The following is a 14,449-nucleotide window of genomic DNA, read 5'->3' as shown; positions in this document are numbered from 1 at the left end:
GGGGCACACGGATACGATCATTCAGGTGTGGGGGGATCACAGACGCGGGAGGCCGATGCTCAACCGCGGCGAATGGCGCTGCGGGGGGGAAGGTCCCCCCGCAGCAGCGACTTAGTTGGAGCCGCGCGAGGCGCGCTTGCGCTCATGCGGGTCGAGATGGCGCTTGCGCAGACGGATCACGTTGGGCGTGACCTCCACCAACTCGTCATCGTTGATATAGGCGATCGCTTCTTCGAGGCTCAGCTGGATGTGCGGGGTCAGACGGACCGCATCATCGGTGCCCGACGCGCGAACGTTGGTAAGCTTCTTGCCCTTCAGCGGGTTCACCTCAAGGTCGTTCTCGCGCGAATGCTCGCCGATGATCATGCCTTGATAGATCTTGGCTTGCGGTGCCACGAACATCTTGCCGCGATCCTCAAGGTTCCACAGGGCGTAGGCCACCGCTTCGCCATCTTCCATGGAGATCAGCACACCTGCACGGCGGCCCGGGATTGGCCCCTTGTGCGGTGCCCAGCCGTGAAACACGCGGTTGAGAACACCCGTGCCGCGCGTGTCGGTCAGGAATTCGCCGTGATACCCGATGAGGCCGCGCGACGGCACAAGCGCCACGATCCGGGTCTTGCCGGCTCCGGCGGGTTTCATCTCCGCCAGATCGCCCTTGCGGGTGCCGGTGATCTTTTCGATGACCGCGCCGGAATATTCATCATCCACGTCGATGGTGACTTCTTCGATCGGCTCCTGCTGGACACCGTCGATTTCCCGCATAAGCACCTGCGGGCGAGAGATCGACAATTCGAACCCTTCGCGGCGCATGTTCTCGATCAGGACGCCCATCTGAAGTTCGCCCCGTCCCGCGACCTCAAAGGCCTCGCCGCCGGGGGTGTCGGTGATGCGGATGGCAACGTTGCTTTCGGCTTCTTTCATGAGCCGGTCACGGATCACGCGCGATTGCACCTTCTTGCCGTCGCGGCCAGCCAGCGGGCTGTCGTTGATGCCGAAGGTGACAGTGATGGTGGGCGGATCGATCGGCTGGGCGGGCAGGGGATCCTCGACCGCGAGGGCACAGATCGTGTCGGCCACGGTGGCCTTTGACATGCCGGAAATGGAAACGATGTCACCGGCCAGCGCTTCTTCGATATCCTGCTGGCCCAGACCGCGGAAAGCGCGGATCTTGGCGACGCGGAACTGTTCGATCTTCTCGCCGTGGCGCGACAAGGCCTGCACCGTGGCGCCAACCTTGAGGCGGCCGCTCTCGACCCGGCCTGTCAGGATGCGACCCAGAAACGGATCTGCGCCGAGCGTGGTCGCCAGCATGCTGAAATCTTCGTTCTGGCGCTTGATCTGCTTGGGCGCGGGCACGTGGTTCACCACGAGTTGGAACAGCGCGGAGAGATCCTTGCGCGGGCCGTCAAGCTCGGCATCGGCCCAGCCGGAGCGGCCCGAGGCGTAGAGATGGGGGAAATCAAGCTGATCTTCGTCCGCGCCGAGGTTGGCAAACAGGTCGAAGCATTCGTCAAGCGCGCGGTCGGGTTCCGCGTCGGGCTTGTCGACCTTGTTGAGCACCACGATCGGGCGCAGGCCAAGGGCCAGGGCCTTGGAGGTCACGAACTTGGTCTGGGGCATCGGCCCTTCGGCCGCATCCACCAGAAGCACGACCCCATCCACCATGGACAGGATGCGCTCCACCTCGCCACCAAAGTCGGCGTGGCCGGGGGTGTCGACGATATTGATGCGGGTTGTCTTGTATTCGACGCTCGTTGCCTTGGCGAGGATGGTGATCCCGCGTTCGCGTTCAAGGTCGTTGCTGTCCATCGCGCGTTCGGCGACGGCCTGATTTTCCCGGAATGCTCCGGACTGTTTCAGCAGTTCGTCAACAAGGGTGGTTTTCCCATGGTCGACGTGCGCGATGATCGCGATATTTCTCAAATCCATTTTCGGGGGCCTTTATCTCTTTGCGCGCGGCATAGTAGGCGCAGCCGCGCTTGGCCACCCCTAATGCGTGGACGTAGCGGAAAAGAGCTGAATAACGGCGATTCCGGCGACAATCAGCGCCATCCCGACGAGCGCGGGCCAATCAAGTCGCTGGCCAAAGACGATCAGCCCGATAAGCGCGATACATAAAATGCCGAACCCGGACCAGAGCGCATAGGCAATTCCGACCGGGATCGAGCGCAGCGTGAGGCCCAGAAGATAGAAGGCGATGCCATAGGCCACGACCACCAGAGCCGATGGCCAGAACCGGGAGAACTGCTGGCTCGCCTGAAGCGCGCTCGTGCCGATGGTTTCGGCCACAACGGCGGCCGCGAGGAGAAGATAGGGATTCATGACGCCCCCCGGGGAGGTTGATGGTGACGGTGTGAAGGTAAGCCCCCGGCGGGCACTTGGCGCGGGCGCGCGGGCAAATCTCTCGGACTGTTGCAGGGTGGAAACAAATGCGGAGGGTGGCGGCAGGAAGCCGCGTGCGACCGGCGCAGTTTGCGCGAAACCCCGCGCGCCAAGAGGGCCCGCCGCGCACGAATTCGTGAAACCTGCCTTTGGCCCTCTGGACGAGTTGAATTGCTTCCCTATGTCAGTGCCGGGCCGGCAATACCCGGCTAACGACAGAGACGTCCAAGAAAATGAAGGACAGCAGTACAATGAAAAAGTTTTCGATTGCCCTCGCGCTTGCCACCACCGCGCTTGCCGCCCCTGCATTCGCCGGCAGCCTTGCCGAGCCGCAGGTTGAGCCCGTGCCGATGCAGCCCGCAGCACCCGTAATCGCATCCACCGACTGGACCGGCTTTTATGCTGGTGGCCAGATTGGTACCCTGAACGCCGAAATCGACGACACCGACTTCGAAGGCGACAGCGAAACCTATGGTATCCACGCCGGTTACAACTATGACCTCGGCAACTTCGTCGTCGGCGGCGAACTGGATTGGGATTCCGCAGACGCGGATCTTGAAGACGGCGCTTCCGCCGGCACCATCGAGAGCATCGCGCGCGCCAAGCTGAAAGCTGGTTACGATGCCGGCCCTGCGCTGATCTACGCAACAGCAGGTGCTGCTCAAATGCGCCTCGACGACACGGCTGCCGGCCTTGACGACACGCAGACAGGTTCCTTCTACGGTGCCGGCGTTTCCTACATGGCTACCGACAGCATCCTCGTCGGCGGCGAAGTCCTGAAGCACGACTTCAACGACCTCGACGATGTTGACGTCGACGCGGACGCAACCACCTTCTCGCTCCGCGCTTCCTACAAGTTCTGATCGCCGCACCACGCGACGTGATGACCGGGAGGGCGTGCCATTTGGCGCGCCCTTCTTTTTTGTCCCCGCTTGTGTCCCCGGGGCGCTTGGCGCTACACCCCCGCGATCAGCGATGAGGACGACCATGGCGCAAGGCTGCACATTCGAACGTACAGGGCAGGACGGCAAGGCCCGCACAGGGGTAATCTCCACCCCGAGGGGGGATATTCGCACACCCGCTTTCATGCCGGTGGGCACTACGGCGACGGTCAAGGCGATGATGCCCGAAAGCGTGCGCGCCACGGGGGCCGACATCCTGCTGGGCAATACCTATCACCTCATGCTGCGCCCCGGTGCGGAGCGGATCCATCGTCTGGGCGGTCTGCACAGGTTCATGAACTGGGATCGGCCCATCCTGACCGACTCCGGCGGGTTTCAGGTCATGTCGCTGGCGGAGTTGCGCAAGTTGACGGAAAAGGGCGTGACGTTCCGCTCCCATATCGACGGATCGCGCCACGAGCTGACCCCGGAAAGCTCTATGGAGGTGCAGCGGCTTTTGGGCTCCGACATCGTGATGGCCTTTGACGAATGCCCGGCGCTTCCCGCCGACCGCGACCGGATCGCATCCTCTATGCAACTGTCGATGCGGTGGGCTGCACGCTCTCGTGAGGCGTTCGGGGATCGTCCGGGCCACATGCTGTTCGGGATACAGCAAGGCGGGCTGGAGCAGGATTTCCGCGAGGAAAGCGCCAAGGCGCTGCGAGAGATCGGCTTTGACGGATATGCCGTTGGCGGGCTCGCCGTGGGCGAGGGGCAGGAAGCGATGTTCTCCACCCTCGATTTCGCGCCCGACATGCTCCCCGAGGACAAGCCGCGTTATCTCATGGGCGTGGGCAAGCCTGATGACATCGTGGGGGCCGTGAAGCGCGGCATCGACATGATGGATTGCGTGCTGCCCTCCCGTTCCGGACGCACCGGACAGGTCTTTACCCGGCATGGGGTCGTCAACATCAAGAATGCCCGCCATTCCGACGATCCGCGCCCGCTGGACGAGGCGTGCGGCTGTCCGGCCTGTCGGGGGTATTCCCGCGCCTACCTGCACCATGTCTTCAGGGCGGGCGAGATGATCTCCGGGATGCTGCTGACGTGGCACAACCTGCACTATTTCCAGGATCTCATGGCGGGTATGCGCGCGGCGATTGCCGATGGTCGCTTTGCCCAGTTTGAGGCGGAATTCCATAGCCAGCGGGCCGATGGCGACATTCCACAGCTTTGATGGTGGGGTTCCCCGCAAAGGGGTCGTCGGCTCTCAATTAATCGTGTGACGCGCATCTGTTGCTTGGTGTGACGCAGCGCCTAGGTCACCTCCTGATCAACGCCGGAATCCCGGCACGCGAACAGGAGACACCATGACAGAGAAACTCTTTACCCCCATCGAGCTTGGCGACATTGCGCTCGCAAACCGTATCGCGATGGCCCCGCTGACCCGCAACCGCGCCGATGATGTCACCGGTGAGGTGAATGACCTGCATGTTGAGTACTACGCACAGCGCGCCTCCGCCGGGCTTATCGTGACCGAGGCGACGCAGATCAATCCCGTCGGCAAGGGCTATATCCAGACCCCCGGTATCCATACCGAAGCGCAGGCTGCGGCGTGGAAGAAGGTCACGGATGAAGTTCATGCCCGTGGCGGCAAGATCGTGGTGCAGCTTTGGCACGTCGGCCGGATCAGCCACACGGACCTGCAACCCGGCGGTGGTAGCCCCGCCGCGCCATCCGCCATTAACGCAGGGGTCCAGACCTTTACCCATGACGGGTTCGTGGACACGTCCACGCCCCACGCCATGACCGAGGATGAGATCCGCGACACGATTGAGGATTATCGCAAGGCCGCTGCCTTCGCCATCAAGGCCGGGTTCGACGGCGTCGAAGTCCATGGCGCGAACGGCTATCTGATCGACCAGTTTCTCAAGACCGGCGCAAACCAGCGGACCGACGATTGGGGCGGGAGCCTTGAGAACCGCGCGCGGTTCCTCTTTGAGGTGCTGGACGTTGTCACCAAGGAAATCGGGGCCGGGCGCACCGGGCTGCGGCTCTCGCCATTCTCGCCGGCGAACGGGATTACTGACGAAGACCCGCAAGCGGACTTCGAATATGTGGTCGAGCGGCTCAACGGCTACGGTCTTTCATATCTGCACGTGATCGAAGGCGCGACGGGCGGTCCGCGTGATCTGTCCGAGGGCGAAAGCCTTGATGCGCTGCGCAAGATCTATTCCGGCCCGTGGATGGGCAACAATGGCTATGACCGCGACATGGCGATTGATGCGGCAGAGAGCGGCAAGGTCGATGTGGTCGCCTTTGGTCGGCCCTTCATCTCCAACCCCGATCTGGTGGAGCGCCTGAAGCGCAACGCGCCGCTCAACGAGGCGGATCAGAGCACCTTCTACGGCGGTGGCGCCGAAGGGTTCACTGATTATCCGAAACTGGCTGAAGCCGCCGAATAAACGGCTTTGCCGCTTCAGGGCGCGTCACTGCTCGGGCGCGCCTTGACCCTTCCTAAACTTTCGCCCTCGTAGGATCACCCCGAGGGTATCGCGCCAGAACGGACGGTCGCTGGGGCGAAAGCCGCTTGCTCCTCGAAGACAGGAGAGGCATTCTCGGACGCGGATGGCGCAGCGCCCCGGGTTGAAAAAGTCCCTTCCCGGTCCCACCTTTGATCTCCGAAAGGGAGGTGCCGACATTGCCGCAGGTGCGGGATGTGGCGCTTCGCCCAATAAAGGAAACGTGATGCAAGAGCATGTGAACCAAACCTATCCGGTCCTTCCGCTGCGGGACATCGTCGTATTCCCGCACATGATCGTGCCACTTTTCGTGGGGCGCGACAAATCCGTGCGGGCGCTGGAAGAGGTCATGCAGGACAACAAGGAAATCTTGTTGTCGAGCCAGACGGATGCCGCCGTTGACGATCCCGATATCGACGGGATCTATCGCACCGGCGTGCTCGCCAATGTCCTGCAATTGCTGAAACTTCCCGATGGCACTGTGAAGGTGCTGGTCGAGGGGCAACGGCGCGTATTGATTACCGATTTCGTCGAGAACGAGGCCTTTTTCGAGGCCGCGTGTGAGCCGCTGAGCGAGATGCCCGGTGATCAGGCCACGATCGAGGCGCTGGTGCGCACCGTCGCGGACGAATTCGAGCGCTATGCCAAGATCAAGAAGAATGTCCCCGAGGAAGCGCTTGCCGCCGTGGCCGAAAGCCATGAGCCCGCAAAGCTCGCCGACCTTGTTGCCGGACACCTTGGGATCGAGGTCGATCAGAAGCAGGAGCTTCTGGAGACGCTGAGCGTGAGCGAACGCCTTGAGAAGGTCTATGGCCTGATGCAGGGGGAAATGTCCGTTCTGCAGGTCGAGAAGAAGATCAAGACGCGCGTGAAGACCCAGATGGAGCGGACGCAGCGCGAGTATTATCTGAATGAGCAGATGAAGGCCATTCAGAAGGAGCTTGGCGACGGCGAAGAGGGCGAGGGCGAACTCGCGGAACTCGAAGACAAGATCGAGGCGGCGAAGCTGTCGAAGGAGGCCCGCGAGAAGGCGGATGCCGAACTCAAGAAGCTGCGCAACATGAGCCCGATGAGCGCCGAAGCCACCGTGGTGCGGAACTATCTCGACTGGATGCTGTCGATCCCGTGGAACACCAAGTCCCGCGTGAAAAAGGATCTGGGCAAGGCGCAGGCCGTGCTTGATGCGGATCACTATGGTCTGGACAAGGTCAAGGAACGCATCGTGGAGTATCTCGCGGTGCAGCAGCGCTCAAAGAAACTCAAGGGGCCGATCATGTGCCTCGTGGGGCCTCCGGGCGTGGGCAAGACCTCCCTCGGGAAGTCGGTTGCACGGGCCACGGGGCGCGAGTTTATCCGCATCTCTCTCGGCGGCGTGCGCGACGAGAGCGAGATCCGCGGACACCGGCGGACCTATATCGGCTCCATGCCGGGCAAGATCATTCAGGCGCTGAAAAAGGCCAAGACTACGAACCCGCTCATCCTGCTCGACGAGATCGACAAGATGGGTCAGGATTTCCGTGGGGATCCGGCCTCCGCGATGCTTGAGGTGCTCGACCCGGAACAGAACGGAAGCTTCGTGGACCACTATCTCGAGGTGGAATACGACCTGAGCAACGTGATGTTCCTGACCACGGCGAACTCCTACAACATGCCCGGGCCGCTTCTGGACCGGATGGAGATCATCCCGCTGGCCGGCTACACCGAGGACGAAAAGCGTGAGATTGCGCGGCGTCACCTGATCGCCAAGCAGCTCAAGAACCACGGGTTGCGGCCCAAGGAGCTTGAGATCACCGATGAAGCGCTGACCGACGTGATCCACTATTACACGCGGGAAGCCGGTGTGCGGAATCTGGAGCGTGAGATCGCCAAGATCGCGCGCAAGGCGGTCACCAAGATCGTCAAGAAAGAGGCCGTGACGCTGAAGGTCGATTCAGACAATCTGGGGGATTACCTCGGGGTGCGGAAGCACAAGTTCGGTCTTGCCGAGGATGAGGATCAGGTCGGTGTCGTCACCGGGCTTGCCTATACCTCGGTCGGGGGCGAATTGCTCAACATCGAAGCGCTGCGCCTTCCGGGCAAGGGCCGGATGAAGACAACCGGCAAGCTGGGCGACGTGATGAAGGAGTCCATCGACGCGGCCTCTTCCTATGTCCGTTCGATTGCGCCGGAAATTGGCGTCAAGCCGCCCCGCTTCGAAGGCTGGGACATCCACGTGCACGTGCCCGAGGGCGCGACGCCTAAGGATGGCCCCTCTGCCGGGTTGGCGATGGTGACCTCCATCGTTTCGGTCCTGACTGGTATTCCGGTTCGGCGCGACATTGCGATGACCGGTGAGGTGACGCTGCGCGGAAACGCTCTGCCGATCGGCGGGTTGAAGGAGAAACTTCTCGCGGCTCTGCGCGGCGGTATCAAGACGGTACTGATCCCGCAGGAAAACGAGAAGGACCTCGCCGAGATCCCCGACAACGTGAAGCAGGGTCTGGAGCTGATCCCTGTGAGCCACGTCTCCGAGGTGCTGGCCCATGCGCTGACACGCAAGCCGGAGCCGGTGGAGTGGGATGAGGCGGCCGAGGAAGCCGCGGCGGCACAAGCGGCTGCGAAAGCGAGCGAGAAGGCTGCGGCAACCGCTCACTGAGCCTTGGGCCAGTCCTATATAAATGGAAAACCCGGCGCTGTGATGGCGCCGGGTTTTTTCATTTCCGCGCGGATCTCAGCCGCAGAAGGCGGTCGCCATCTCGGCGTAGTCCGAATAACGCTGCCAGAAACTTCGGTCGCCTGAACGGTCCGACTGGCGGACTTCCTGCGCCTCATGGGGGTCTTTGTAGAAGCTGATGGCGCGGCGCTGATCGCCCGCGCTCAGAGTACGGTTTGCCGCCGCTTGGATACACCCACACAGGCCCGCGCTGCGCGCCTTGCGGTCAGAGGCCATGCAGGCCTGGCTGACGGGGCCGGATTCCGCCCTCAGCGTACCGCCTTGCGGGGCTGAACTGCGGCCACCGCCACAGGCGGCTAGGCCCAAAACCGCGACACTTGCTATCACATATTTCATCACACTGCCTCGATGGTACGGCGCGCTTTCGTGGCGGCCTGTTGCTCTGGGCGAACTATGCCAACTGCGCGCGAGGCTTGCAAATCACGAACCGGCCTGTGTCGGGCACTATGGTTGGGTCAGAGCGTTGGACGAGCTTTCCGCGGATGCGCAATGGAAGCACCCCGGGGTGATGCCGAGTTGAACCGAGGGTCTTTTGATTCGAATCGCTGGGACGCGTGATTCGCAAAAATGCGCCGCGATTCGGCAGTTGGTTGCCTTCGACCGGTTTCAAACTCCGACAAAGTGGCTTCGGCCGGACGTCATCCACGTAGATTTTCGAGCCGGGGGTAATCCTTTGGTAATGGAGCGCGGTGTGGTTGATAAACTCCTACCCCCCGCATGTGGTGAAATCCGGCGATTTCCGAGGTCATACACTATATACTTCTGGTGGCAGAGATTAGGTTTTTGTTAATAGGTGCGGACGGTTAGCCGATTTTGGCGGGCGGATTTGGCTTGACCCACCGCACTCTCCAAAGTACAACTTGTGACAAGCTGGAAGAAGTGGGCAAGCGACCCGGAGAGAGATCTCCGCGGTCGTTTTTTCGTTTCGCTCGAACTGGAGGCCATAAAACAAATCCCAAAAGAGGATACGAGCAGATGGCACTCATTACCGCAGAAACAGGTTCCACGATTGAAGCGAAGCGCATCGAGGAACTGATGGAAACGATTACCGATCTCGCGGACACGCTCAAGATCGCGCAGTCGTTTCTCAAGGACAAAGACTTCGAAGTCACCAAAGAAACCAACAAGACCCTGAGTGAGGTCCGGACGGCTTACCTCAAGGCGATTGAGCTGGAGCAACGTATTGATGCAGAACGGAAACGGAAGGCCGGACTTGAAGGCGGATATGCACTCGACCTCGGGGCCGCACGATCTTCGATCGGGTGCCGACTTAATCGCCTCCGTGTCCGAAAGTGCTGCAAGCGAGTTTCTTGACGAACTGACCGAGGGAGAGCTTCTGGCTCTCCCTTTCCTTTTTGATTTCTGGGCATTGCCCCATCAGCTTCCTCCCGACGGGATGTGGAAGACATGGGTGATCATGGGGGGCCGCGGCGCAGGGAAAACGCGCGCCGGGTCCGAATGGGTGCGGTCCATCGTCGAGGGAGACAGGCCCCTCGACAATGGTCGCGCCAGACGGGTGGCAATTATCGGCGAAACGATCGATCAAACCCGCGAAGTGATGATCTTTGGGGAGAGCGGGATCCTTGCCTGCTCTCCGCCGGACAGAAAGCCGGTTTGGGAAGCAAGCCGGAAACGATTGGTGTGGCCCAATGGGGCCATAGCACAGGTTTTCTCAGCGCATGATCCGGAAGCCCTGAGGGGGCCCCAGTTTGATGCCGCGTGGGTCGACGAACTCGCGAAATGGAAGCGCGCGGAAGACACCTGGGACATGCTCCAATTCGGGCTTCGGCTTGGGGATCACCCTCAGGTCTGCGTGACGACGACCCCGCGCAACGTGGGGGTGCTGAAAGACCTGCTGAAGCGCGATAGCACCGTGGTCACGCATGCACCGACAGAGGCCAATGCGGCATACCTCGCCGAAAGCTTTCTGGAGGAGGTACGCCGCCGCTATGAAGGGACGCGTCTGGGACGACAGGAACTGGACGGCGTATTGCTGGACGACGCAGAAGGAGCATTGTGGAATTCGGCCGCGCTGGAGCAAAGCCGGGTCGAGAATATTCCGAAACTCGACCGCGTGATCGTTGCGATTGATCCTCCGGTTACGGGTCATGCCGGGTCGGATGAATGCGGGATTATCGTGGCGGGCACAGTGACGAGCGGCGCGCCAAAAGACTGGAAGGCCTATGTGTTGGCCGACCGCACCGTACAAGGCACGGGCCCGACGGGATGGGCGCGCGCAGCAATCGAGGCCATGGCGGAATTCGGGGCATCAAGACTGGTCGCCGAAGTCAACCAGGGCGGCGATCTCATCGAGACCGTTGTCCGGCAGATTGATCCGATGGTTCCGTTCACGCAAGTGCGTGCGACGCGCGGCAAATCGGCCCGGGCGGAGCCGGTCGCGGCCCTTTACGAACAGGGCCGGGTCTTTCACGTTCGCGGTCTGGCCTCGCTGGAGGACCAGATGTGCCAGATGACGACGCAAGGCTTTGAAGGCAAAGGCAGCCCCGACAGGGTGGATGCGCTTGTCTGGGCATTGTCTGAATTGATGATCGTGCCAGCCGGAAAGTTTCAGCGGCCGCGGATGCGGGCCTTGGGCGCCTGAGCCACCTGTCTCGAAGGAGACATCTATCAATTAACGATTTCGCCGGGGCCAGATCGCCCCGATCGTCGATGCCCGTGTGGGCGTCGGCCGCAGTGTAATGCGAGGAGAACCGAATGGTTTTTGACTTTCTCAAGCGTAATGAGCCCCCGGTTCCGGAGCGCAAGGCGAGCGCGACAGGGCCAGTGGTTGCCTTCGGCACATCCGGGCGGGTCGCTTGGAGCCCAAGAGATACGGCCTCGCTCACCCGGACCGGCTTTTCGGGAAATCCGATCTGCTTCCGTGCTGTAAAGCTGATCGCAGAGGCAGCCGCGGCGCTTCCCTTGGTTCTGCAGGACAAGGAGCGGCGCTACGACGTGCACCCGGTCCTGGACCTCATCGGCCGGCCCAACCTAGCGCAAGGAAGGGCGGAGCTATTCGAAGCACTCTATGGTCAGATCCTGCTGACGGGGAACGGATACGTCGAGGCGGTCGGCGGGGATGAGAGCGTGCCCTTTGAGTTGCACGTGCTCCGCTCGGACCGGATGAGCGTTGTCCCCGGCGCGGACGGATGGCCAATTGCCTATGAGTATTCGGTGGGCGGGCGCACACATCGTTTTCACCTTGGGGAAGGGGCTTCGCCCGTCTGTCAGATCAAGAGCTTTCATCCGCAGGACGACCACTATGGTCTCTCCCCAATGCAAGCGGCGGCTTCCGCGATCGATGTTCACAACAGCGCATCACGTTGGTCGAAGGGATTGCTCGACAATGCCGCGCGACCATCCGGGGCGATCATTTATAAGGGAGTAGACGGAACTGGTGGCCTTTCTCCGGATCAATATGACCGACTCGTGGTGGAGATGGAGGCGAACTATCAGGGCGCTCGGAACGCGGGCCGCCCGATGTTGTTGGAAGGTGGATTGGATTGGAAGCCGATGGGCTTTTCACCATCGGACATGGAATTCCAGAAAACAAAGGAATCCGCAGGCCGGGAGATCGCAATTGCGTTTGGTATCCCGCCAATGCTGCTCGGGATCCCGGGTGATGCGACCTACGCGAACTATCAGGAGGCCAACAGGGCGTTTTATCGCCTGACGGTATTGCCACTCGCCACCCGGGTCACGGCGGCAATTGGTCATTGGTTGTCAGGCTTTACCGGCGAGCAGGTGGAGATCAAACCGGACCTCGATCAGGTTGCGGCGCTTGCTCAGGAGCGCGACCAACAATGGCGGCGGGTTGCTGACGCAAGTTTCCTCACTCTCGCGGAAAAGCGTTCTCTCCTAGGGCTGCCCGGGTTGCCGGAAGGAGAAACGGATGCCGGATGATCGCGGCGGCTTTGAGTCTTTTGAATGCGCTCCGGGCCTGCGGCTCGAAGCATATGAGCGCTTGGCGGCGCTGCAATTCAAGACTTTGCAAGAGCGCATTGAGAAACACGAAGGAACAATCGAGCGGCTCGAGAAACGCCTGTGGCTGACTGTCTATGGCGTGGCTGCGGCCATAATCGGGCAGGCTTTCCAGTCACTTATCGCGGCAGTTCCAGGATGAACAGAAAAGGACAAGGTATGAAGGATGACTTCGGCCTAGAGCGCAAATTCTGCCGCTTTGACCAAGATCTTACCGTTACTGATGGTACGGAAATTGAAGGCTATGCCAGCTATTTCGGCCAGTGCGATCACGGCAACGATGTTGTGCAGCAAGGTGCCTACAAGACCTCCCTCGAGCGCATCCTACGCGATGGACGCAGTGTCAAAATGCTTTGGCAGCATGACCCGGCGCAACCCATCGGCATTTGGGACGAAGTGCACGAGGACGCTCGGGGCCTCTATGTCAAGGGGCGAATTCTCGAAGCAGTGGAAAAGGGCCGTGAGGCCAAGGCACTCATTGATGCAGGGGCGATCGACGGGTTGTCGATCGGCTATCGCACGGTGCGCTCTGCGAAGAACGACAGGGGCCAGCGGCTCCTGACCGAACTGGAGCTTTGGGAGGTCTCTCTCGTGACCTTCCCCATGCTTCCCAGTGCCCGCGTGGGCGCCAAAAGCGATGAGCGTGACGGCGATCCCACTTTTGAATTGGCGCAACTGTTCAGACAGGCGCGCCGAGAGTTGGCTGACTAGGATCAGTCGCCCCAAACAGAGAAAGATCCTTATGACAGACTTGTCTGATCGGAGCGCCATGGGCGTATCCGAGGTCGCGCAGGCCGTTACCGGTTTTGTAAGCGATCTTAAGGGCTTCAAGGCCGAAATCGAGACCAAATTCAACAAGCAGGAAGAGAAACTGAACATGATCGAACGCAAAAATTTCGCGCCGGCTCGCCCAATCCTGAGTAATTCCACTGAGGTCGAGGTTCCTCACAAGAAGGCCTTTTCGGCGTATCTGCGCAGCGGTGACGATGATGGGCTGCGCGGCATTGAACTCGAAGGCAAGGCCTTGAGCACCGCGATCGCAGCAGATGGCGGCTACCTCGTCGATCCGGTGACCTCGGCAAGCGTACAATCAGTCCTGTCGTCAACGGCATCCATTCGGGCTGTTGCAAACGTCGTCAATGTTGAAGCGACCACCTATGACGTGCTGGTTGACCATTCGGAACTCGGCCACGGCTGGGCGACCGAGTCTGCGTCGGTTACCGAAACCGACACTCCACAGATCGATCGGATCTCAATTCCGCTTCACGAGCTATCGGCTTTGCCCAAAGCGTCGCAGCGCCTTCTTGACGACAGCGCTTTTGACGTAGAGGGCTGGCTCGCCAAGCGGATCGCAGAGAAATTCTCACGCGCTGAAGCCGCGGCATTTGTTTCCGGCGACGGTATCGACAAACCAAAGGGGTTTCTTGCGCATCCAGCCGTTGATGCCGGATCCTGGACTTGGGGCAACCTCGGCTACGTTGCGACCGGTGTCGATGGCGACCTTGGTGGCGCGGATGCGATCGTGGAACTGGTCTATTCGCTTGGCGCGCAGTATCGGGCGAATGCGTCCTTCGTGCTCAACTCCAAAACTGCAGGTTCCATTCGTCAGCTCAAGGATGCTAACGGCCGCTTCCTCTGGTCCGATGGTCTTGCCGCGGCGGAGCCTGCGCGCCTGATGGGATATCCCGTTCTCATCGCCGAAGACATGCCCGACATCGCCACTGGGGCCACTCCCATCGCATTTGGCGACTTCTCTGCGGGTTACACCGTCGCCGAACGCCCTGACTTGCGCATTCTGCGTGATCCCTTCTCTGCGAAACCCAACGTTCTTTTCTTTGCCACCAAGCGGGTTGGCGGCGACGTGACCGATTTCTCGGCGATCAAACTTCTGAAATTCTCCGTCTCCTGAGGCGGCGATAGGGCGGGACGGTTTCCCGCCTGAACCAGGGCGCGCGCCCAATTCCATG

General features: G+C 61.0%; 13 protein-coding genes. 10 read left to right on the top strand and 3 right to left on the bottom strand.

Annotated elements, in window-relative coordinates; translation table 11 throughout:
• Nucleotides 1-111: 111 nt before the first annotated feature.
• Nucleotides 112-1,932, bottom strand: coding sequence for a translational GTPase TypA (gene typA / locus BM234_RS04090; protein WP_092060844.1), 1,821 nt, complete (start codon nt 1,930-1,932; stop codon nt 112-114).
• A gap of 60 nt (nt 1,933-1,992) precedes the next feature.
• Nucleotides 1,993-2,325 (bottom strand): SMR family transporter, encoded by a 333-nt coding sequence (locus BM234_RS04085; RefSeq protein WP_092060842.1) that lies wholly within the window; start codon nt 2,323-2,325, stop codon nt 1,993-1,995.
• 311 nt (nt 2,326-2,636) lie between these two features.
• Here BM234_RS04085 and BM234_RS04080 point away from each other — a divergent pair, with 311 nt between their 5' ends.
• From BM234_RS04080 to lon, 4 genes are all read left to right on the top strand, one after another.
• Nucleotides 2,637-3,248 carry an outer membrane protein gene (locus tag BM234_RS04080; RefSeq protein WP_092060840.1) on the top strand — a complete coding sequence of 204 codons (612 nt, stop codon included), beginning with the start codon at nt 2,637-2,639 and terminating at the stop codon, nt 3,246-3,248.
• A 124-nt stretch (nt 3,249-3,372) separates the two neighbouring features.
• Entirely contained in the window at nt 3,373-4,503 is a 1,131-nt protein-coding gene (tgt, locus tag BM234_RS04075; protein ID WP_092060838.1) for a tRNA guanosine(34) transglycosylase Tgt, read from the top strand.
• A 133-nt stretch (nt 4,504-4,636) separates the two neighbouring features.
• Nucleotides 4,637-5,731: an alkene reductase gene (locus tag BM234_RS04070; protein WP_092060836.1), complete on the top strand. Its 1,095-nt coding sequence runs from the start codon at nt 4,637-4,639 to the stop codon at nt 5,729-5,731.
• A gap of 283 nt (nt 5,732-6,014) precedes the next feature.
• The gene (gene lon / locus BM234_RS04065; protein WP_092061366.1) at nt 6,015-8,423 is read left to right on the top strand and encodes an endopeptidase La; all 2,409 of its coding nucleotides are present in this window, start codon (nt 6,015-6,017) and stop codon (nt 8,421-8,423) included.
• Nucleotides 8,424-8,498: 75 nt separating this feature from the next.
• On the opposite strand, the gene BM234_RS04060 is transcribed toward lon, so the two are convergent.
• The gene (locus BM234_RS04060; RefSeq protein ID WP_092060834.1) at nt 8,499-8,837 is read right to left on the bottom strand and encodes a hypothetical protein; all 339 of its coding nucleotides are present in this window, start codon (nt 8,835-8,837) and stop codon (nt 8,499-8,501) included.
• 639 nt (nt 8,838-9,476) lie between these two features.
• Between BM234_RS04060 and BM234_RS04055 the strand changes: the two genes are divergently transcribed.
• The 6 genes from BM234_RS04055 to BM234_RS04030 all read left to right on the top strand — a co-directional run bounded on the left by BM234_RS04055 (nt 9,477) and on the right by BM234_RS04030 (nt 14,391).
• The gene (locus BM234_RS04055) at nt 9,477-9,815 is read left to right on the top strand and encodes a hypothetical protein (protein WP_092060832.1); all 339 of its coding nucleotides are present in this window, start codon (nt 9,477-9,479) and stop codon (nt 9,813-9,815) included.
• Nucleotides 9,727-11,103: a DNA-packaging protein gene (locus tag BM234_RS04050; RefSeq protein ID WP_092060830.1), complete on the top strand. Its 1,377-nt coding sequence runs from the start codon at nt 9,727-9,729 to the stop codon at nt 11,101-11,103. The genes BM234_RS04055 and BM234_RS04050 overlap by 89 nt, the downstream gene beginning before the upstream one ends.
• Nucleotides 11,104-11,216: 113 nt before the next feature.
• Nucleotides 11,217-12,404, top strand: coding sequence for a phage portal protein (locus tag BM234_RS04045; RefSeq protein ID WP_092060829.1), 1,188 nt, complete (start codon nt 11,217-11,219; stop codon nt 12,402-12,404).
• A complete protein-coding gene (locus BM234_RS04040) occupies nt 12,394-12,624 on the top strand; it encodes a GTA head formation protein, RCAP_rcc01685 family (RefSeq protein ID WP_092060827.1) in 231 nt (76 codons plus the stop codon). The genes BM234_RS04045 and BM234_RS04040 overlap by 11 nt, the downstream gene beginning before the upstream one ends.
• A gap of 17 nt (nt 12,625-12,641) precedes the next feature.
• The gene (locus BM234_RS04035; RefSeq protein ID WP_092060825.1) at nt 12,642-13,193 is read left to right on the top strand and encodes an HK97 family phage prohead protease; all 552 of its coding nucleotides are present in this window, start codon (nt 12,642-12,644) and stop codon (nt 13,191-13,193) included.
• Between the two features lie 31 nt (nt 13,194-13,224).
• Nucleotides 13,225-14,391 (top strand): phage major capsid protein, encoded by a 1,167-nt coding sequence (locus tag BM234_RS04030; protein WP_092060823.1) that lies wholly within the window; start codon nt 13,225-13,227, stop codon nt 14,389-14,391.
• Nucleotides 14,392-14,449: the final 58 nt, after the last annotated feature.

The sequence above is a fragment of the Poseidonocella pacifica genome (assembly GCF_900111875.1).
Classification (GTDB): Bacteria; Pseudomonadota; Alphaproteobacteria; order Rhodobacterales; family Rhodobacteraceae; genus Poseidonocella; species Poseidonocella pacifica.
Note: the sequence above shows the minus strand (reverse complement) of the source record. Positions and strands in the feature narration are given on the sequence as shown.

Bases quoted from the DNA above. Each gene is read 5' to 3' on its own strand.
- typA (WP_092060844.1), bottom strand. From the start codon at position 1,932: ATGGATTTGAGAAATATCGCGATCATCGCGCACGTCGACCATGGGAAA.
- BM234_RS04085 (WP_092060842.1), bottom strand. From the start codon at position 2,325: ATGAATCCCTATCTTCTCCTCGCGGCCGCCGTTGTGGCCGAAACCATC.
- BM234_RS04080 (WP_092060840.1), top strand. From the start codon at position 2,637: ATGAAAAAGTTTTCGATTGCCCTCGCGCTTGCCACCACCGCGCTTGCC.
- tgt (WP_092060838.1), top strand. From the start codon at position 3,373: ATGGCGCAAGGCTGCACATTCGAACGTACAGGGCAGGACGGCAAGGCC.
- BM234_RS04070 (WP_092060836.1), top strand. From the start codon at position 4,637: ATGACAGAGAAACTCTTTACCCCCATCGAGCTTGGCGACATTGCGCTC.
- lon (WP_092061366.1), top strand. From the start codon at position 6,015: ATGCAAGAGCATGTGAACCAAACCTATCCGGTCCTTCCGCTGCGGGAC.
- BM234_RS04060 (WP_092060834.1), bottom strand. From the start codon at position 8,837: ATGAAATATGTGATAGCAAGTGTCGCGGTTTTGGGCCTAGCCGCCTGT.
- BM234_RS04055 (WP_092060832.1), top strand. From the start codon at position 9,477: ATGGCACTCATTACCGCAGAAACAGGTTCCACGATTGAAGCGAAGCGC.
- BM234_RS04050 (WP_092060830.1), top strand. From the start codon at position 9,727: ATGCACTCGACCTCGGGGCCGCACGATCTTCGATCGGGTGCCGACTTA.
- BM234_RS04045 (WP_092060829.1), top strand. From the start codon at position 11,217: ATGGTTTTTGACTTTCTCAAGCGTAATGAGCCCCCGGTTCCGGAGCGC.
- BM234_RS04040 (WP_092060827.1), top strand. From the start codon at position 12,394: ATGCCGGATGATCGCGGCGGCTTTGAGTCTTTTGAATGCGCTCCGGGC.
- BM234_RS04035 (WP_092060825.1), top strand. From the start codon at position 12,642: ATGAAGGATGACTTCGGCCTAGAGCGCAAATTCTGCCGCTTTGACCAA.
- BM234_RS04030 (WP_092060823.1), top strand. From the start codon at position 13,225: ATGACAGACTTGTCTGATCGGAGCGCCATGGGCGTATCCGAGGTCGCG.